The organism is Flavobacterium sp. KACC 22761, assembly GCF_034058155.1.
GTDB lineage: Bacteria > Bacteroidota > Bacteroidia > Flavobacteriales > Flavobacteriaceae > Flavobacterium.
In genome coordinates, this window is sequence record NZ_CP139148.1 from 2,623,432 (window position 1) to 2,644,655 (window position 21,224).

General features: G+C 33.8%; 14 protein-coding genes and 1 pseudogene. 4 read left to right on the forward strand and 11 right to left on the reverse strand.

Features of this window, described 5'->3' with window-relative positions:
- Positions 1-191: 191 nt before the first annotated feature.
- The 10 genes from SCB73_RS11390 to SCB73_RS11435 form a co-directional block, all read right to left on the reverse strand.
- Entirely contained in the window at positions 192-929 is a 738-nt protein-coding gene (locus tag SCB73_RS11390; RefSeq protein WP_320566373.1) for a DUF2490 domain-containing protein, read from the reverse strand.
- Positions 930-1,041: 112 nt separating this feature from the next.
- Positions 1,042-1,584 carry a hypothetical protein gene (locus tag SCB73_RS11395; protein ID WP_320566374.1) on the reverse strand — a complete coding sequence of 181 codons (543 nt, stop codon included), beginning with the start codon at positions 1,582-1,584 and terminating at the stop codon, positions 1,042-1,044.
- A 185-nt stretch (positions 1,585-1,769) separates the two neighbouring features.
- Complete coding sequence (locus tag SCB73_RS11400) at positions 1,770-4,316, reverse strand: TonB-dependent receptor (RefSeq protein WP_320566375.1); 2,547 nt, start codon at positions 4,314-4,316, stop codon at positions 1,770-1,772.
- Between the two features lie 254 nt (positions 4,317-4,570).
- Positions 4,571-4,984: an RrF2 family transcriptional regulator gene (locus SCB73_RS11405; RefSeq protein ID WP_026730483.1), complete on the reverse strand. Its 414-nt coding sequence runs from the start codon at positions 4,982-4,984 to the stop codon at positions 4,571-4,573.
- 10 nt (positions 4,985-4,994) lie between these two features.
- Complete coding sequence (locus SCB73_RS11410; RefSeq protein WP_320566376.1) at positions 4,995-5,681, reverse strand: tetratricopeptide repeat protein; 687 nt, start codon at positions 5,679-5,681, stop codon at positions 4,995-4,997.
- A 145-nt stretch (positions 5,682-5,826) separates the two neighbouring features.
- Positions 5,827-6,654, reverse strand: coding sequence for a TPM domain-containing protein (locus SCB73_RS11415; protein ID WP_320566377.1), 828 nt, complete (start codon positions 6,652-6,654; stop codon positions 5,827-5,829).
- A gap of 3 nt (positions 6,655-6,657) precedes the next feature.
- Positions 6,658-7,095: a TPM domain-containing protein gene (locus SCB73_RS11420; RefSeq protein WP_320566378.1), complete on the reverse strand. Its 438-nt coding sequence runs from the start codon at positions 7,093-7,095 to the stop codon at positions 6,658-6,660.
- A 54-nt stretch (positions 7,096-7,149) separates the two neighbouring features.
- On the reverse strand, positions 7,150-7,737 hold the full coding sequence (locus SCB73_RS11425; RefSeq protein WP_320566379.1) for a LemA family protein: 588 nt from the start codon (positions 7,735-7,737) through the stop codon (positions 7,150-7,152).
- Between the two features lie 37 nt (positions 7,738-7,774).
- Positions 7,775-8,107, reverse strand: coding sequence for a MerR family transcriptional regulator (locus tag SCB73_RS11430; RefSeq protein ID WP_012023968.1), 333 nt, complete (start codon positions 8,105-8,107; stop codon positions 7,775-7,777).
- A 204-nt stretch (positions 8,108-8,311) separates the two neighbouring features.
- On the reverse strand, positions 8,312-9,289 hold the full coding sequence (locus tag SCB73_RS11435; protein WP_320566380.1) for a peptidoglycan DD-metalloendopeptidase family protein: 978 nt from the start codon (positions 9,287-9,289) through the stop codon (positions 8,312-8,314).
- Positions 9,290-9,546: 257 nt separating this feature from the next.
- On the opposite strand from SCB73_RS11435, the gene alaS reads away from it, so the two are divergent.
- Complete coding sequence (alaS, locus tag SCB73_RS11440; protein WP_320566381.1) at positions 9,547-12,186, forward strand: alanine--tRNA ligase; 2,640 nt, start codon at positions 9,547-9,549, stop codon at positions 12,184-12,186.
- A gap of 281 nt (positions 12,187-12,467) precedes the next feature.
- Here the strand turns inward: alaS and SCB73_RS11445 are convergent, their stop codons facing one another.
- The gene (locus SCB73_RS11445; RefSeq protein WP_320566382.1) at positions 12,468-14,213 is read right to left on the reverse strand and encodes an ABC transporter ATP-binding protein; all 1,746 of its coding nucleotides are present in this window, start codon (positions 14,211-14,213) and stop codon (positions 12,468-12,470) included.
- Between the two features lie 289 nt (positions 14,214-14,502).
- Between SCB73_RS11445 and SCB73_RS11450 the strand changes: the two are divergent.
- From SCB73_RS11450 to SCB73_RS11460, 3 genes and pseudogenes are all read left to right on the forward strand, one after another.
- Positions 14,503-14,880 (forward strand): annotated as a pseudogene (locus SCB73_RS11450) (GxxExxY protein).
- Between the two features lie 21 nt (positions 14,881-14,901).
- Positions 14,902-15,852 (forward strand): GSCFA domain-containing protein, encoded by a 951-nt coding sequence (locus tag SCB73_RS11455; protein WP_320566383.1) that lies wholly within the window; start codon positions 14,902-14,904, stop codon positions 15,850-15,852.
- A gap of 268 nt (positions 15,853-16,120) precedes the next feature.
- Positions 16,121-21,223 carry a translocation/assembly module TamB domain-containing protein gene (locus tag SCB73_RS11460; protein WP_320566384.1) on the forward strand — a complete coding sequence of 1,701 codons (5,103 nt, stop codon included), beginning with the start codon at positions 16,121-16,123 and terminating at the stop codon, positions 21,221-21,223.
- The last annotated feature ends 1 nt before the right edge of the window (position 21,224 follow it).

The following is a 21,224-nucleotide window of genomic DNA, read 5'->3' on the forward strand; positions in this document are numbered from 1 at the left end:
GAGACGTACTTTTTGTGCGTCTCTTTAAGGCTTTTTTTTTTTAAGATGCTAAGGTTCTAAGATACTAAGATTCTAAGTTGTAGAAAATAGTTATAAATCAAATTTAAATTTGATTTATAACTATTTATTATTAAGGTTTAAATTTAAAAGCTTAGTACCTTAGAATCTTAGCAACTTAGCAACTTAGCACCTTAGAAACTTCTGTTAATTCGATGATAAACCGTAAAACGAATAATATCCCGATCATAAAAATCTATACCGCTGGCGCGTCTTTGGAAGTTTTTCAAGTAGCCTAATTCTAATCCAAGATTTGGATTAAAATGATAGCGTAAAGCAACATAAAATCTATTTTGATCAAACGTATTTAGTTTGTTATCCTTTCCGAAATTGAACATCACTTCATCTGAAATTGTGCCTTTCAAGCTTCTATTTTCTTTTTTCCAAAGATCAAAAGTCGATTGTAATCGGTAACGAAATCGCAAGGCAAATGAGAATTCATCTAGTAATTCTGTTCTTGAGGCTTTTTCGATAAAACGTTCTTCTAATTGAAAACGATTGTGAAAAGTGATTTTTGCAATATCGTTAATCAAAGTAATGTCTTGCTGTATTCGATATTCGGGAACTGAAAAATTCGGATCAACATTTGGGTTTTGGGTATTTACACTAAAAAAAGCAAATCCGCCACCTAAATCTACAAGTTTGCTGGCGCGGTAACGTCCCTGAGTTCTAATGACAAAAAGATTTTCATGAACAGGATTTAAAAAAGCACGATTGTCAAATTCAGAATGGAGCGCCCATTTTTCGGATAAAGGGAAAATATTATAATAACGAGTCCAGGTCAAAGTTTGCTGGTCGATTTTCCTTTCATTTTGCGCTGATAAATTAGTGCCAATTAAGCCAACCAAAAACAATAATTTGAAAAATTTCATCTAATCTCCATAAATTCAGGCTGCGAATATATAGAAATCAAAATGTAAGTATTGAAATACACTTTGTTTTTTTGTTTGCTTTTTGCTTGATTTTGTGATGTTTTGAAATGAATTATATCGAAGAACAATTATTCAAATCAAAAACAGTCTTGTTTTTATTTAAGTTTAGGAATAATTCGAGCTCCGGAATTAGCCTTATTTCTAGAAAGCGAACTTCTGGATTGTTTTGTTTTTTGTTTTTTATCTTGGTGGTTAAACGTATTTTTTTTGTTTTGTTTTTGATTTTAATATTTAAAAAATAAGAATAATAGGCTGATCCTGCCTTAGATGTAATATCGATTGCTTTGCTCAGCGAACCGATTTTTGTTTTTCGTAATGGTGTAATTTTATATAGAGCATCATTGGTTTTGTCAAAAATTAAAGTTGTTTTGTTTTGGATCAATAACTTGTAAAATCCAGTTAGAAAAAAATAAGTGCTAACTAATAAAGCAATTATTAAACCGTTTTTAAATGTTGTGGTATTTGACACAATACCCCCAATAATTATGATGCTTACGGCCAAGACCAAGTCTATTATGAAATTTGATTTCTCGTACCAATACGGTTGGTATGAGATTTCATTTTCTAGTATTTGAGTGTTGTAATAGGCTAACATTTTAAAGACTTTTCTAGTTATAAGCTAGTAAAAATCTTTATTTAAAATGAATTAGAGGTACACTAAAGGTTTTAAAACTATCATTTTGAGGTTTTTAACGGAGTTTATTATTGATCTATTTTTTGCATAAAAAAACGAGATGTCTTTTAGGCATCTCGTTTTAATGTACTAAACTAACTAACCGCTTACAGTGAATACTTTAATGTAACTCCGTAAGTTCTTTGATCACCAAGAACACCGGCATATTGTCCTGCATTACCTCCAGCTGGCAGTAATTGCTCATAATAATCTTTATTGAATAGGTTGCGTCCCCAGAAATGAACCGAAAGTCCTTGAGAGGCACGGAAACCTAAACGTGCATTAAAAATAGCGTAGCCTTGCACTACTAAATATTTTGAAGCCGATGGGCTTGAAGAAAATTCAGAACGCGCATACGAATCAACCGCTACAAATACTTTTCCTTTATTTCCAAAGAATGTTGCGTTGTCAGAAAGTTCACCACCTAAAGATCCTGCCCATCTTGAAGCTCCCGGCAAATCAGTTCCAGAAACATCTTTGTAGGCTACTGGGGCACCAGTTTCTTCTAATGGAAGCGGCGCATTTGTAAATTTCACGTATTTTCCATCTGTATATGCTGCTGCTGCATTTACTGTCAAGTGAGAGCTGAATACAAAACTTGCATCTAATTCTGCACCTCTTACACGTACTTTGTCAGCATTTGCTAAATAACCACGGTTTACACCCAATTCAGCCGCTTGAACGTTTGTTTGAAAATCTTTGATTTCTGTATTATAAAACGTTAAGTTGAAAATTGAATTTTTGAATGGAGAAGTTTTTACTCCAATTTCATAATGATTTACTTTTTCAGGTTTAATTACGGCAAGATCAAGCATTGGATTTCCTTTTGCGTCTGATGGAAGTCCCGCAACGTTTACACCAACTGGTTTGTAACTTTTAGCATATGTTGCGTAAGCATTGATTTTGTCTGTAACTTTATAAGTCAATGTCACGTTTCCTGAAAAATCGGTATTGTCTGTACTTGAGTCAAAAGCCTGATCAGAGTAAACTGATTTTTTCAAAGCAAGCAATGCAGGATCTGTAGTTTGCAAACCTCCATAAGTTTTACGAGCATAGTGTGCATCTTTTTTGTCAAAATTATATCTCAAACCTGGCAAAACATGCAGACGTTCTGTAATTGCCCAATCAATTTGCCCAAATACTGCAGCACTTGATGATCTAATATTTGCATCTGTTTTGATTCCGTATCCTTCAAAAAGGCCAGGAGTTTTCCATAATGGACTTGTAGTGCTTTGTGAGAATCTCCATTGTGCATTTCCAGATTCTTCTGTACCGTCTGTTTGTGAGGTTTGATCAATAAAAAATGCACCCACAACACCGCTCACTTTTGTAGAAAGCTGACCAGCATAACGAACTTCTTGAGTTACTTGTGTTTGTCTTGTTGGGTTTTGAGATTTTGCTAATACTTGCAATCCTGTAAAATCCCTGTCATTTGATGGATCCCAGTTCCAGAATCTCCAAGCTGTAGTTGAAGTCAGTGTTCCTGGTCCAACTTTGGTATCAATGTTTAATGAAATACCTCCCATATCTTGATTTGAACGCCATGGCGTATCTTGATCAATTTTACGGTCAAAAGCATTTAAGCTTGGCAATTGATAATTCAAATCTTTGATAATGGCATCAAATTGGCGGTAAGCTGCTCTTTGAGTTGGAGCAACACCTGCAACAACTTGAGCATATCCATCAGGACGTTGTGTGGTGATATCTGCTGCCAAAATAATATTTGTATTTACAGATGGAGTCCAAAGCAATTGCCCTCTAATTCCTTGGTTGTTCAATGTATTTGTAGGTCTTCCGGTAGCAACATTGTCAATTAAACCATCTCTTTGAGTTCCTGAAAAAGAGATTCTACCTGCGACTTTTTTGCCCAAAGCTCCAGTAACCGATGCTTTAGCTTGTAAAAAGTTATAATTTCCATAACTAACTTCAAAATCTGCTCCTGTGGAAAAACTTGGTTTTCTAGTGGTGATATTGAAAGCTCCAGAAGTTGTGTTTTTTCCAAATAATGAACCTTGTGGTCCACGTAAAACCTCAATTTGTTCAACATCAATAAAGTCTAAAGTTGTTGCGGCAGGACGAGCGTAATAAACGCCATCAACATAAAAACCAACTCCAGGATCGATTCCATCATTTGTTAATCCGAATGGAGAACCTAAGCTACGAATGTTGATTCCAGTATTTCTTGGATTTGAAGAATAAAGTTGTACTGATGGAACTAATTCTTTAATACGGTTTACGTTGAAAGCTCCAGTTTGTTCGGCCTGTTTTCCTGTAATTACAGAAATGGCAATTGGCACATCTTGAACTTTTTCGATTCTGCGTCGTGAAGAAACTACAACTTCAACAAGAGCGTTTTCTTCATTTAAAACGATTTGCAAAGGCGTTGCTGGTAAATCATCGATTTCAATTTCAGATGTTTTATAGCCAACATATTGGATTAAAAGTGTAACAGGAAGTTTTCCTTTAGTGTCGATTGTGAATTTTCCTGTCGCATCTGTGATTGTATTTGAAGTTGTTCCTTTGATAACGACATTTGCAGCTTCTAATGGGGTGTTTTCAGTTGTTTTAACGAAACCTTCTATGTTTTGTCCAAATGAGATTGAAAAAGTTAAAACAGATAATATTGTAAGTATATTTTTAATCGAATTTTTCATTTTTTATATTAAGTATATATGATTAGTAGAGTTTTAAAATAAAATTTTTTTATCAACACATACACATCATACAGGAAATGCTTTTCGCAGTTTCAAACTGACTATTATAATTTATTTGCAAAAGATTTTTGGTTACGCCTAATAAACTGAAATGTTCTTTCATGAGTCAAAAATTTGTAATTGGTTTGTTAATTATTTTTGGCAAATATATATAATTAATTCTATCGATTTACTAGACTTTAGAAAATATTTTTTTATTTTTTTACTAATGAGGCGATTGTGATGCCTTCCATTGCCTTCAAAGTTTTGTCTCTGATAAGCATCAAACCGTGACGCAGACTGCATTCAGACTCGGTTTTGCAATCAGAGCAAGGTTCGTAAAAATTTAAAGAAGCGCATGGCAAAAGTGCAATTGCACCGTCAAATAATCGGTGGATTTCTGCCAAAGTGATGTCATTTTTTGATTTTATCAGATAATATCCGCCAAATTTCCCTTGCTTGCTACTCACAAAACGTCCTCGTTTTAGATCTAAAAGAATTTGTTCTAAAAACTTTTTAGGAATGTTAGCGCCATCAGCAATTTCTATAGTTCTAGAAATGTGATTTTCGTCTTGTTCTGCTAAATAAAGTAAGGCCTTAAGGGCGTATTTTGCTTTATGTGATAACATCTATTCCTTGTTAAATTTTACAATATTCAATTATTAATTCTTGCGCTGGTAAATATCCAAAATTAAACGCTTTTTTTAAATCTGCGCAATAATTTCCTTTTATTTTGAAATTAATAAAATAAAGCGCTCTATTGAAATATACTTCGGCATTTTCTGGGGCTAAATTTATTGCTTTATCAAAGTCTGCCAAAGCATCTTTTGAATGTGTCATTGCTTTTGAAATCGCCCTGTTTTGATATGCATCAACTGATTGTGGGTCTATTCGGATGACTTCATTAAAATCTACTATTGCTTCTTTATGTAAATTTAATTCTTTTTTTAATAATCCACGATTTTGATAAGCAGCCAAATTATTAGGTTTAAGAGCAATGCTTTTCGAATAATCTTCAATAGCTCCCATACGGTCATAAATTTTTCTTTTTGCAAAAGCTCTATTAAAATATGCTTTTTGTGATTTATCGTCTAATGAGATGCATTTGGAAAAATCGTCAATAGCGTTTTTATAATCTTTTACTTTAAGATAGAGATTTCCTCGGCTAAAATAAGCATTAAAATCAATAGGATTTAGAGATAATGCTTTTTTATAATCTTCTAGGGCCTCAGTATAATTGTCATTCAAATAATTGTAATACCCTCTATAATAATAATTTTCAGAAGTAGGATTAACGCTAATGTCAGCGTTTAAATCTTCAATCACCTTGTCGTTTTGCAGTTTGTCCGTTTCAATATATTCCTGAGAATATGAGATGAAACAGAGACAAAATAGAAGCAAACAAAAACCTATTTTCATAAAAATTACAACTTAGAACTTGAAACAAATAAAACTTGCAACAAAAGAATGTTTACCAGCTTCCTCCAGAACCTCCACCAGAGAATCCGCCACCGCCGAAACCTCCTCCGAAGCCTCCGCCTCCGCCAAAACCACCTCCAGATGATCCGCCGCCAAAGCCACCAAAACCGCCACCACTTCTTCCAAGATTGCTCAAAATAATGACATCAAGCAGGCTAGGACCACCGCTACTGTTGCCTGAATTTCCTCCTCCGCCTCGTTTGTTTCGAGACATTAAAATCAAGACAATTACAACAATTACGATGAATGGCAATATGGGAAAATCTTTTCCTTTACTTTGTTTGCGTTCGCCTTTGTATTTTCCTTTAAAGACATCAAAAAGAGCATCAGCTCCTTTGTCAAGACCTCTATAATAACTTCCAGCTTTAAATTCGGGAATAATGATGTTTCTTGTGATTTCTCCACCTATACCAGCAGTCAAACGATCTTCGAGTCCGTATCCTGGTGAAATCCAAATTTTTCTTTCGGCTTTAGCCAATAAAATCAAAACGCCATTATCTTCTTTTGCTTGTCCAATTCCCCATTCGTGTGCCCATTTTGGAGTAAGAATACCAATATCTTCACCTTTAAGGCTTTCAATAGTAATCACCACGATTTGAGTTGAAGTTGAATCAGAATAACGAATAAGTTTTTCTTCTAATTGTGATTTTTCAGAGGCACTTAAGAGATTGGCATAATCATAAACAGAAGTTTGAAAATCAGGTTTTTTTGGAATATCGAATTGTGCAAAAGTGGTATTGCAGATAAAAAACGTAATAAACAAAAGAGTAACTTGAAAAATTCTATTTGAATTTGGGATTTTATTTATGGAATTTTTCATCATTTATCCTTTTGAGATTTCGTTAGATAATTCGTTTGTGTCATCTTCTGACCACGGAAAATATTTTTTTAATTGTTCTCCGGCATTTGTAATTCCGTCAACAATTCCTTGTTTAAAATTTCCAGCTTTAAAATGATTGGTCATAATGTCTTTGGTACAGTCCCAAAAATCATTGGCAACCAAATCATTAATTCCTTTGTCTCCACAAATTACAAAGTTTTTATCTTCAACTGCAAAATAGAGCAGAACTCCATTTTTCAATTTAGTTTCATCCATTCGTAGTTCATGAAAAACTTCTAAAGCCCTATCAAAATGAGCTTTAGAAGTTGTTTTTTCTATATGTACTCTAATTTCGCCAGAAGTATTATTTTCGGCCATACGAATAGCTTCAACAATTTCTTGCTCTTCTTCTTTGGTTAAAAAATCTTCTACTTTTGACATGAAAATGATTTTAGAGTTTAGATTGTAGATTTTAGATTTTTGTCTAAAACTTTTTTAGAATTTTACTTCAACTGGTTTTTCTGCTCCGATAGAAGCTTCAAAATATGGTTTTTCTTTAAGACCATATAATCCTGCCAAGATATTTCTTGGGAAGGTGTTGATATTGTTATTGTAAGGCTTAACAGCTTCGTTAAAACGAGTTCTAGCTGTCAAAATTTGATTTTCGGTACTTGCCAATTCATCTTGTAATTTCATAAAACTAGCATCAGCTTTAAGATTTGGATATTGCTCAACGCTTACCAATAATTTTGATAAAGACGAAGAAACCCCTGATTGTGCAGAATTGAACGCAGCTAACTGTTCTGGTGTAACATTCGATGGGTCAATAGTGATTCCTGTAGCTTTTGCACGAGCTTCAATTACAGCTGTTAAAGTGCTTTGTTCGTGTTTCGCGTACCCTTTTACGGTATTAACTAAATTTGGAATAAGATCATTTCTTCTTTGATAAGCCGTGTTAACATTTCCCCAGCTTTCTTTAACATTTTGATCAAGTGTTACTGCTGTATTATAAATTCCAGAAGCCCAGCCATAAATTCCAATGATAACAACTGCAGCGATAATCCAAGGCAAAAATCTTTTCATGAGTGTTTAATTTAAGTTTGTTTCTATTTTTATTTAATTACAATTCGTTTTTGATGTCGTTTAATTGTGTTTTTATGGATTCTAATTTACGTATTATTTCGAATTTATCTAATGTTTTCTTCTGTCCTTCTTTTAAATGCGTTTTGGCGCCTTCAAGTGTAAAACCTCTTTCTTTGACCAAATGATAAATCAGCTGTAGGTTTGTAATATCTTCCGGAGTAAACATTCGGTTTCCTTTGGCATTCTTTTTTGGTTTCAGAATATCAAATTCGCTGTCCCAAAAGCGTATCAAAGAGGCATTGACATTAAAAGCTTTGGCCACTTCGCCAATACTGTAATATCTTTTGTCTTTTGAAAGTTCGATATGCATGATTTGTTTTTTTCTATTTTATTTCAAAAATACTATTTTTTGTACTGTTACCCTAAAGTCGAAAGTCAAAAGTCATAAAGTTTTTAAAGTCCTATAGGTATTTATTTCTATTTTTATCCATTGTGTATGTTCTGAAAAAAATACAAAGTCAATATTAGCAACAACTTTAAGACTTTTGACTTTACAACTTTTGACTGCTGGATGTTAATCCAACGATTGGTTTTCTTGATTTGCCATTTGTGAAATTGCTACATATTCGGCCGCCGAAATATTTCCGTAATAAAAATTCAGCGGATTCACGACTTTTCCATCTTTATGAACTTCATAATGGCAATGAGGGCCTTCAGATCTTCCTGTACTTCCCACGTAACCAATAATATCTCCTCTTTTGACATGTTGTCCGGGCCTGCAATTGTATTTGCTCAAATGTGCATACAAACTTTCATAGCCAAAACCATGCCTGATGACCACATGATTTCCAAATCCAGAGGCAGCGGCATCAGCTCGATCCACCACGCCGTCGCCCGTTGCATAAACAGGAGCGCCTGTGTTGGCGGTAAAATCCATTCCGTTGTGCATTTTTCTCACTTTCGTGAAAGGATCAATTCGATATCCAAAACCTGACGCAACTCGTTTCAAACTTTCGTTCTGAACTGGCTGAATCGCCGGAATGGCTAATAATAAATTTTCTTTTGCTCCAGCTAATTTCAAAATCTCATCTAGAGATTTAGACTGTATTGCCAATTGCTTCGAAAGCTTATCAATTCGCTTGGTAGTGTTTAAAACCAATTGTGAATTGTTGTAGCCTTCTAATTTTTTGTATCGTTCTGCATCTCTAAAACCTTCTTTCCTAATGGAATCTGGAATTTCAGTTTTGTTAAAATAAACTCTGTAAATATTATTGTCTCTGTCTTCGAGTGATTCGGCAACATCGTCAATTTCGTCCATTTTTTTATTTAAAATTGCGTATTGCAGTTTTAAATTTTCAATTTCACGAGCTTGCAAACGATCTTTTGGCGTCTCAAAATAAGAGGTATTGATTAAAAGAACAAAAATTAAAAAGCCAAATAGTGCGGAGGCCAACAAAAACAAGAAAGCATAACCAATTTTTGCCCTTTTTCTGGTTTTTATTTTCGTATAAGCCAGATTTTCTGAGTCGTAATAATATTTTACTTTCGCCATATTTTAAAATACCCTATTTTTGCAGCTTGTAAAATAAGTTAGTCGAACAAAATTAAAAAATGTTTCAGTTGTTCGATACTTTTTTTCAAGAATTAAAGCAATTAGATAATGTGTCAATTTGATAATTAGATAATGCATTAAAAGCGAAATTTATTGTTTTGAATTTTAAGTTTTTAATTGAATTTTTCTAACAATCACATTCACAGATTAGTAAAATATCTAATTGACAAATTATCAAATTATCGCATTAACAAAATATGAAATCACAAGACGTACGTAAACAATTTTTAGATTTTTTTGAGAGTAAAGGACATACTATTGTTCCTTCAGCTCCTATTGTGCTTAAAGACGACCCAACCCTAATGTTCAATAACTCGGGAATGGCCCAGTTTAAAGAATTTTTCTTAGGGAACGGAACTCCAAAAAGTCCAAGAATAGCCGATACGCAAAAATGTCTTCGTGTTTCAGGAAAACATAACGATCTTGAAGAAGTTGGTATTGATACATACCACCACACGATGTTTGAAATGTTAGGAAACTGGTCTTTTGGAGATTATTTCAAAAAAGAAGCGATCAATTGGGCTTGGGAACTATTGACAGAAGTGTACAAAATTCCAAAAGAGAATCTTTATGTTTCTGTTTTTGAAGGAAGTAAAGAAGATAATGTTCCTTTTGACCAGGAAGCTTGGGATATTTGGAAAACTTTAATCGATGAAGATCGAATCATTCTTGGAAACAAAAAAGACAATTTCTGGGAAATGGGAGATCAAGGACCATGCGGACCTTGTTCGGAAATTCACGTTGATTTACGTTCTGAAGAAGAAAAAGCACAAGTTTCTGGAAAAAGCTTAGTGAATAACGATCACCCGCAAGTAGTTGAAATCTGGAATAACGTATTCATGGAATTCAACCGTAAAGCTGATGGTTCGTTAGAAAAACTTCCTGCGCAACACGTTGATACCGGAATGGGATTTGAGCGTTTATGTATGGCTTTACAAGGAAAAACATCAAACTACGACACTGATGTTTTCATGCCTTTAATTAGAGAAATCGAGACCATTACTGGAGCAAAATATACAACTAATGATGTAACAGGCATTAGTGAAGAACAAAATAAAATGAATATTGCTATTCGTGTAGTGGCAGATCACGTTCGTGCGGTAGCTTTTGCTATTGCTGACGGACAGTTGCCTTCTAACACGGGTGCAGGATATGTTATTCGTAGAATTTTACGTCGTGCAATTCGTTACGGATTTACTTTCTTAGGAACAAAAGAGCCGTTTATTTTTAAATTGGTTGAGACTTTAAGCGAGCAAATGGGGGATTCTTTCCCAGAAATCAGAACGCAGAAAGCACTTTGTTCGAATGTAATTCGTGAAGAAGAAAATTCATTCTTGAAAACTTTAGATCAAGGATTAGTTCTTTTAGATGCTGTAATTTCAAATAACAGTACAGATACTGTTGATGGTAAAAAAGCATTTGAATTGTATGATACTTACGGATTCCCAATCGATTTAACAGCTTTGATTCTTTCTGAAAGAGGATTGAAATTAGACGAAGAAGGATTCCAGGAACAATTACAACTACAAAAAGAAAGATCTCGTGCTGCATCAAAAGTAACGGCTGGAGACTGGAATGTACTTGTTGAAGATGATATTCAGGAATTTGTTGGATATGACAGATTATCACAGCAAGTAAAAATTACGAAATACCGTAGAGTTGAAAGTGCAAAAGATGGTGAGATTTTCCAATTAGTTTTCAATGCAACTCCTTTTTATGGAGAAAGCGGAGGACAAACTGGAGATAAAGGATATTTAGAAGCTCAAAACGGAGATATAGTTTATATTATTGATACTAAAAAAGAAAATAACCAAACGATACATTTGGCAAAATCGTTACCAGAAAACCTTACGGGAACTTTTAACGCGGTTGTTGATGCAAACCAAAGAGCTAAAACTTCGTCAAACCACTCGGCTACGCACTTGTTGCATCAAGCTTTACGTAAGATTTTAGGAACTCATATCGAGCAAAAAGGGTCGATGGTAAGAAATGCATCTTTACGTTTTGACTTTTCTCACTTCTCTAAAGTTACAGATGAGGAATTAGTAGAGGTTGAAAACTTCGTAAACGCAAGGATTCGTGAGAGTTTGCCATTAATCGAAAAAAGAGCTATTCCGAAAGAGCAAGCTCTTGAGGATGGCGCGATTGCTTTATTTGGAGAAAAATATGGTGATTTAGTTCGTACCATTAAATTTGGAGATTCTGTTGAATTATGTGGAGGAACTCACATTGCGAATACATCTGATATATGGCATTTTAAAATCGTTTCTGAAGGAGCTGTTGCGGCAGGAATCAGAAGAATTGAAGCGATTACAAGTGAAGCTGCAAAAGAGTATTTTGAGTCTCAAGCTGTTTCTTTAGCTGAAATTAAAGAAGCGCTTAAAAATGCTCAAGATCCAGTAAAATCAATTATTGCTTTACAAGACGAAAATGCTCAATTGAAAAAACAATTAGAAGCTTTATTAAAAGATAAAGCTAAAAATATGAAAGCTGATTTGGCTAAAGAGTTGCAAGAAATCAATGGAGTTCAATTCTTAGCTAAACAAGTAGATTTGAATCCGGAAGGAGCAAAAGATCTAGCTTATGAATTAGGCGGTTCTTACAATAATTTATTTGTAGTTTTCGCAACGGCTCACGAAGGAAAACCAATGTTAACTTGTTACATTTCTAAAGAAATCGTAGCTGAGAAAAACTTAAACGCTGGGCAAGTTGTTCGCGAATTGGGTAAATACATCCAAGGTGGAGGAGGAGGCCAGCCTTTCTTTGCAACTGCAGGAGGTAAAAATGTTGATGGAATTGCTGAGGCACTTGCTAAAGCGGTTGATTTTGTGAAGTAATTAAAGATGCTAAGGTTCTAAGTTTTTATAATTCAATTCAAACCCGACAGATTTTACCTGTCGGGTTTTTGTATTTAATATGGATTCAATAGCGTCCAGCTTTAGCTGGATGAAAAAGATAAGAATTAATTAAAAGGGCTTTAGCCAAACTATTTCGTTTGGCTAAAGCCCTTAATTTTAAATTATGATCCATCCAGCTAAAGCTGGACGCTATTAAAAAAACTTAGAACCTTAGTAACTTAGAACCTTAGTAACTTAGAACCTTAGCATCTAAAAAAAAACTATTTTCGTTCCCCAATCTGTTGGCGCCACATTGCATAATACAATCCTTTTTCGGCAATTAAATCATCGTGTTTTCCTTGTTCAATGATTTTTCCTTGTTCTAACACAAATATCTTATCAGCATGCATAACAGTCGATAAACGGTGTGCAATTAAAACTGTGATTCTGTTTTTGTCTGAAATATTTCTAATCGTATCATTGATTTCTTCTTCGGTAATAGAATCCAAAGCAGAAGTCGCTTCGTCAAAAATCAATAAATTCGGATTTCTTAGAATAGCTCTAGCGATTGATAAACGTTGTTTTTCTCCGCCTGACACTTTGATTCCGCCTTCACCAATTGTGGTGTTTAAACCGTCTTCGGCACGTTTTAAAAGCTTTTCGCAACTTGCTCTTTTCAACGCGTCATATAAGTCTTCGTCAGTTGCATTTGGTTTTACGAACAATAAGTTTTCGCGAATCGTTCCTGAGAATAATTGTGCATCTTGAGTAACAAAACCTAATTGCTTTCTTAAATCCAACAAATCAATTTCGGTTGAATCGATGTCGTTATAAAGAACCTGGCCTTCGGCAGGTGTGTACAAACCAACTAATAATTTTACAAGAGTCGTTTTTCCAGATCCAGACGGTCCAACAAATGCAACGGTTTGCCCTTGTTTAATTTCAAAATTAATATTTTCAACTGCTTTAAATTTTGCGGTTTTATGTTTGAAACTCACATTTGAAAACAACAATGATTGAATTGCGCCAACATGTTTTGGATTTTTCGGGCGATATTCTTTTGGTGCGCTTAATAAGGTTTTGAAGTTTTCCATTGAAACTTTGGTTTCATTAACGGTAATGATAAAGTTTCCAAGTTCTTGTAGCGGACCAAAAATAAAGAAAGTGAAAAATACCATTGTCAATAAGTCACCAACAATGATTTTTCCGCCAAACAAGAAATAGTATAAAGTAAAAACAACGCAAGTTCTCAAAAAGTGAACTGTTGTACCTTGTATAAAGCTTAAACTTCTGATATAGCGGACTTTTTCTAACTCAAGATGTAGAATTTTGAACGTGTTCAAATTCAGACGTTTTTCTTCTTGATACGTTAATCCTAAACTTTTTACAAGTTCGATATTTCTCAAACTTTCGGTTGTAGAACCTGCCAAAGCATTGGTTTGATTTACAATTTTCTTTGAAACAATTTTGATTTTTTTACCCAAATAAGAACTTACCAAAGCAATAATTGGCGCTGTAATCAAAAAGATAATTGAAATACGGTAATCGATTCTGGCTACATAAATAATTACAAATATGAATCCGATAATGGTTTGAAAAATCAAAGAAATCGAAAGCGTGATCAATTTCTCCGAATCTGAACGCACTTTAGTCAATTTGCTTAATGTTTCACCGCTTCGCTGATCTTCAAATTCGGCGTACGGCAAATCAAGTGATTTTTTGATTCCGTCAGTGTACATTTGAGCGCCAGTCCTCTGAATGACAACATTGGTGAAATAATCCTGAAAGTTTTTGGTAATTCTGGAAACCATTGCGGCTCCAAGAGAAAGTCCAAGCCAGAAAGATAATGATTTGATAAAACCAGTTGCATTTCCATCGTATTTATGCAAACCAACCCCGCAGTCCTGCATTAATTTACCGGTAATAATTGAATCTGATAAACTGAAACAAATGTTTATCGAAGCCATAATCAGTGCAAAAAACAAAAGCATTTTGTGTCTGATTATATAGGAATATAGTAATTTCATATGATTTTTAGAAAAGTGGAAGATGCAAAAGTAAGCAATTGTTTTAGTTTGTGGAGTTGGTTTTTGTTATTAAAAATGTAAATTTTTAGTTAGCTGTTTTTGACTTTAGTAAATTCACGCAAAGTCGCAGAGTCGCAGAGTTTTTTTAAAATAAATTCAGCATTCAATACAATAATAAGCTTTGCGACTCTGCGACTTCGCGTGATTTGTCTTTTTAATTTTGAAATTTCGGTTTAAATAAATTAAACAAAAAGTAAGTTTTTTCTGTAATTTTGTAAAAGAAAATAAAATGACAGAAAATGAAATATCATCTATCGTTGTGGATGTTTGTTATAAAATCCATGTTAAACTTGGACCAGGATTGTTAGAATCGGTTTATGAAGCGATTTTATATCATGAATTACTAAAACGAGGATTAAATATTGAAAGGCAAAAACCACTACCTGTAATATGGGACGGAATAGCATTGGATATTGGCTTTCGAGCAGATTTAATTGTTGAAAATTAAGTGATATTAGAAATAAAATCAGTTGAACAGGTTAATGAAGTTCACGGAAAACAAGTTTTGACTTATCTTAAAATCACAAAAATGAAATTGGGATTGCTAATTAATTTTAATGTGCCAATTATTAAATTAGGTATCAAAAGAGTGGTCAGTAATCTTTAACTTTGTTTCAAACTCTACATTATGCAATTCAGAACCCAAATTCCAATTTCAAAAAGTAATTCTCCGATCGATTATAATTCGAAAATACTTTCTTTTGGTTCTTGTTTTGCAGAAAATATAGCCGAGAAATTTGATTATTTTAAGTTTCAAAATGAAACTAATCCGTTTGGAATTATTTTTAATCCAGTTTCGATTGAGAAAATATTTCGAAGAGTTTGTCAATTGGATTTCTATCAGGAAAAAGATGTTTTTTTTCATAACGAGCGCTGGCATTCTTATGAAGTGCATTCGGATTTAAGTAATTCCGACCGACAAGAATTACTTGAAACTTTAAACAAAGCCATTACAGAAACCAATAAGCAATTAAAAGAAGCGTCGCACATTATCATCACCTACGGAACTTCATGGATTTACAGAAATCTAGAAAGTGAAGAAATTGTAGCGAATTGCCATAAAGTGCCACAAAAACAATTCTCAAAAGAATTATTGTCGGCAGAATTAATTCAGAAAAGCATTCAAAACACAATTGATTTAATTCAGACATTAAATCCAAACATAAATTTCATTTTCACCGTTTCCCCAGTTCGCCACATAAAAGACGGATTTATCGAAAATCAATTAAGTAAATCTCATTTATTCACGGCTTTGCATCAAACTTTTGACTTTCGACTTTCGACTTTCGACTATTTCCCTTCCTACGAAATCATGATGGACGAACTTCGCGATTATCGCTTTTATGCTGAAGATATGCTCCATCCAAACCAAATTGCGATTGATTATATCTGGAAACTTTTCAGTGAAAATTATATTGCTCAGGAAAGCATTTCCGTAATGCAGGAAGTTGATGAAATCCAAAAAAGCCTGCGTCATAGAAGTTTTAATCCAGAATCAGAACAACATCAAAAATTTTTAGCAAATCTTCAAAAGAAAATTAATCTCTTAGGAGAAAAACTTCCACAAATCAAATTCTAAAATTTTCTTTGCGCCTTTGCGTCTTTGCGAGATTATTTCTAAGCTATTTAAACAGGCTTTTTTTAGTCTCGCAAAGACGCAAAGGCGCAAAGTTTTATTCAGTCTTTGGCTAAAGTAAGAACTGAAAATTAACGATTTTACAGTGAAATTTTAGAATAATTGCAGATAATTGTGTAAATTGTTAAGGTTTAAAATCCACAATTTTGTAGACTGTATAATAACAGCCTTATAAAACTGCAACTTTAATCTAATCGTGTTTTGTTGACGTATGAATAAGAAATCAATTCATTTTCTAAAAAAAACACTTCGTGTACTTCTTTGGTGCGTGGGTTCTGTAGTTGCACTTTTATTACTTATAATTGTTTTGATTCAGGTTCCTTCAGTTCAGAATTTTGTTAAGGACAAAGCGATTTCTTACCTTCATAAAAAGATTAAAACCAAAGTTTCTTTAGATCATATTTCGATAAAATTTCCAAAAGATGTAGTACTGGAAGGTTTCTATTTTGAAGATCAAAAAAGAGATACTTTGCTGGCTGGTAAACGATTAGAACTCGATGTTGATCTTTTTAAACTGGTTAGCAGTGAACTCGAAATCAATTCGGTTTCTTTAGAAAATACGACAGCTAACATTTCCCGAAATAAAGACGGCGTTTTCAACTTCGATTATATCATAAAAGCATTCGAATCAAAAGAACCAAAAGTTGAAGATCCAAACGCTAAACCTTTTAAAATTTCAGTTGTAAAAGTCAATTTAGATAATATCAATTTCAATTTTAAAGATGATTTTTCTAAAAATGATATTCGTGTAAAGCTTACGCATTTTGACACAAAATTCAAGGAATTTGATTTAGATAAAATGAATTTTGATATTCCGAACATCGACCTTGACGGATTAAAATTGGTTTTAAATCAAGATGTTGTAGAGAAAATCGCCGAAGTTTCGGTAAAAACGGTCGATACAATCTCCAAGCGACCAGATTTCAATTTAAAACTCGGAAAAATCAGCTTGTCAAAAATTGATATTGCTTATGATAATAAAGATTCAAAATTAGATTCGGGAATAAAACTCGGAAATCTAAATTTATCTTTCAACGAAATTGATTTAAACAAACAGCTTTTAGATTTCGACACTTTCGAACTAAAAAATCTTAGCGGAAATTTAAGATTAGGCGCAAAAGATAAACAAATTCAAGCGCCAGATTTAGATACAACAGCGATAAAACAAGCAGGCTGGAAAGCAAAACTGAATAAAGTTGATATTGAAAATGTTGCTTTCAAGTTTGATGATATGCAATCAAAATCCGTTGCAAAAGGTTTAGATTACAGTCATTTGGATTTGAATAAATTTAATTTTCAAGCCGAGAAATTATATTATGCCAATGACACTATTTCGGGAAATATAAAATCTCTGGCGGTTGTTGAAAAAAACGGTTTGAATATTCAAGCTTTAAAGACCGACTTTTTTTACGGACCAAAAAATGCGTATCTGAATAATTTATATTTAAAAACGCCACAAACACTTCTTCAGGATAAAATTAAAGTCGAATATAAATCGCTCAAAGCACTTCAAAAAGATCTTGCAAACCTTACGATTGAAGCCAATGTAAAGAATTCAAAAATTGGATTTAAAGATATTTTATTGTTTGCTCCCGATTTACGAAATACAAATCCGTTTAAAAGTAATCCAAATGCTGTTTTGGCGATTAATACACGTTTGAGCGGAAAAGTGAAAGATTTGGATATTCCATTATTCGAAATGAGCGGGATTGGAACTACAAAAGTTTCCCTTTCGGGGAAGATAAAAGGCTTGCCTGATGCTCAAAAAGCGTATTACGATTTGAATATCAAAAAACTTTCGAGCACTTCAAAAGACATTTATGGTTTTGTGCCGAAAGGAACAATTCCGAACAATATTCAAATTCCGCAACAGTTAAGTTTAAGAGGGAAATTCAAAGGTTCGGTGCAGAATTTCAAAACAAATCTGGCTTTGAATAGCAGTTTCGGAAATGCAAAAGTCGATGCTTTATTTGATCAGCGCGTCAAAAAAAGAGAAAAATACGATGCCACGGTTTATTTATTGGATTTTAATTTGGGAAGACTAATCAAAAATGATTCGATCGGAAAAATTACGCTCAAAGCAAAAGTCAAAGGAACAGGTTTAGACCCAAAAACCGCAAATGCAGTTGTTGACGCATTGGTTCAGAAAGCGGTTTTTAATAAATATACATACAAAGATTTGGCATTAAAAGGAAATATTGAAAACGGATCTTTTGCTGTAAAATCTGGAATGAAAGACCCGAATTTGAATTTTGATTTGGTTGCCAGCGGAAATACAAAAGAGAAATATCCGGCCGTAAAACTAAAATTAAACCTAGACATAGCCGATTTAGAAAAACTGAATCTTCACGCCGGACCAATGAAACTTCGTGGAAATGTTGACGCCGATATTGCCAACAGCAATCCCGATTTTTTGAACGGAAAAGTATTTCTTTCAAACATTCAGATTTTGCAGGACAAAGAACCAATTGTTTTAGATTCCATCCGCGTTTTTGCTTTTGCAGATAAAGACAGCAATTCAATCAAAATTTCATCGCAATTTTTAAAAGCTGAAGTAATAGGTAAATACAAATTGACGACGCTCTCAAATTCGATCCAGAAATCTTTATCTAAATATATCAATCTTCAAAATCCAAAAGTTAACGCCGAATCAGACGAGCAAAGATTAGCATTTACGCTGAAAGTAGATAATGATCCTGTACTTTTAAAATTATTGCCGAAATTAACAGGTTTAGAACCTTTTGAGATAAACGGAAAATATAACAATCAAACAGATTCGTTGAAAGTAAAAGGAACGATTCCTCGAATTGTTTATGACGGAAATACTATTTCGGACGGAAAAATAAATATCGAAACAAAAGATAATGCTTTAGAATATGCTATTTCTGTTGCCACAATTGAAAGCGGTTCATTGAAAATCCCGTTTACAAGTTTATCGGGAAAAGCCGAAAATAATATTCTGGATTATGCACTCGAAATAAAAGACGCAAAAGACAAACAGCAATATTTCATAGGCGGAAAATTTAAAGCAGAAGATTCTAAAAACAGCTTCAAAATTGATGCTGAAAACTTCGTTTTAAATTATGACAAGTGGAAAATTGATCCGGAAAATGCAATTGAATTTGGAAAAAATCAGCTTTATATCAACAAGTTTTTCCTTGAAAATGACGGAAATGAATTGAAAATCCAATCGCAAGGAACACAAAATAATGCGCCAATTCAGGTTGATTTTGTGAACTTCAAAATCGAAACTATCATGAACATTGTCAAAAAAGACAAATTGCTCATGCAAGGTTTGATTAACGGAAATGCGGTTGTCGAAAACGTAATGACAAAACCCACTTTTACTTCCGATTTAAAAATCGATGATTTTACTTTTAAAGGCGATAAAGTTGGCGATTTAGAAGTAAAAGTGGATAACAAAACAGCCAATATTCTTACTGCAAATGTACAGCTGAGCGATGAAGGAAACGATGTAAATCTGTCAGGAGATTATGTGATTGACGCAGGAACTTTTGATTTTAACGTAGCTATAAATAAGCTGAATATAAAAAGTATTCAGGGTTTCAGCATGGATAATATTTCTGAAGGAACAGGTTATTTATCAGGAAATTTTAAAATTCAAGCCACGACTGATGCGCCTAAAATTAATGGTGAACTTAATTTTAATGATTCGGCTTTTAGAGTTACACAGCTGAATTCCTATTTTAAAACAGATCAGGAAAAAATCACTTTTAATGACGGCGTAATCACTTTTGATAAATTTACACTTCAGGACGAAAATGATAACGAATTATCGGTTGACGGTACGATTGAGTCACCTGATTTCAGGAAATATAACTTTGGATTAACCATTACGGCCGATGATTTTAGAGCGATTCATTCTAAAGCAACAGATAATGATTTGTTTTACGGCGATTTATTTTTGGACACCAAATTAAACGTAAAAGGAACGCTTGAAAATCCTGTTATTAGCGGAAATGTTAAAGTCAATAAAGAAACCAAATTTACGGTGGTTTTGCCACAATCAGATCCTTCAATTGCTGACAGGGAAGGAATTGTGGAGTTTGTTGATGAAGACAATCAATATTTGAGACAAACGGCTGAGATGGAGAAAAAACTGAATCAGTCAGAATTAATTGGAATGGATGTTAGCGTTGATATTTCGATTGATAAAGAAACAGAATTGACGTTGATTATTGATAAAGGAAACGGCGATTATCTGAATCTAAAAGGCGAAGCACAGTTAACTGGTGGAATTGATCCTTCGGGAAAAACGACTTTGACAGGTAAATATGAATTTACGGATGGAGCTTATGAAATGAACTTCAACATGATCCGAAGAAAATTCAATATTCAGAAAGGAAGTTCTATTACATGGAACGGCGAGCCGACAATGGCAACTTTGGATATTACGGCCATTTATAAAGTTAATACCGCGCCAATCGATTTGCTTGGAAATCAGTTAGGAGATAAAACTCAGGCTGAAAAAAACACCTATAAACAGAAAATTCCGTTTGAGACACATTTAAAAATGAACGGTGAATTATTAAAGCCAGAAATCACTTTTGACATTGTACTTCCAGAAGGTAATTATGGAGTCTCTTCGAATGTTGTAGACATGTCTCGTACAAAATTGGAACAATTGCGCCAAGAACCAGCGGAAATGAACAAACAGGTTTTTGCGCTTTTATTACTGAACCGATTTATAGGCGAAAATCCGTTTGCCAGCGAGAGTGGTGGTACAAGTGCTGAATCTTTGGCCAGACAGAGTGTGAGCAAGATTTTGTCACAGCAATTAAATGATTTCGCAGGCGAATTGATCAGCGGTGTTCAATTGGAGTTTGATTTGGAATCAACCGAAGATTACACGACAGGAACAATGGAAAACAGAACCGATTTGAATGTTGGTGTTTCAAAAAAACTTTTAGATGACCGATTGAAAGTTACTGTTGGAAGTAGTTTTGCGGTTGAAGGACAAGAACGTGCCAACGAACAAAGCACAAACATTGCGGGCGACGTTGCTTTAGATTATCAACTTACGAAAGACGGCCGTTATATGCTTCGTGCCTATCGAAAAAACGAATATCAGGTCGCAGTTGAAGGTCAGGTAATCGAAACCGGGATTGCTTTTATTATTACGATGAGTTACAATAAATTCCGTGAACTTTTTCATCGCAGTGAAGCAGAAAAGGAAATGATTAGAGAAGAAAAACTGCGTAAAGAACGACAAAAACAAAAGGATAAAGAAGAGAAAGAAAAAGAGAAAAAGCAAGAAGATAATCAAATTAAAGGCACCGATATAAAAACATAAT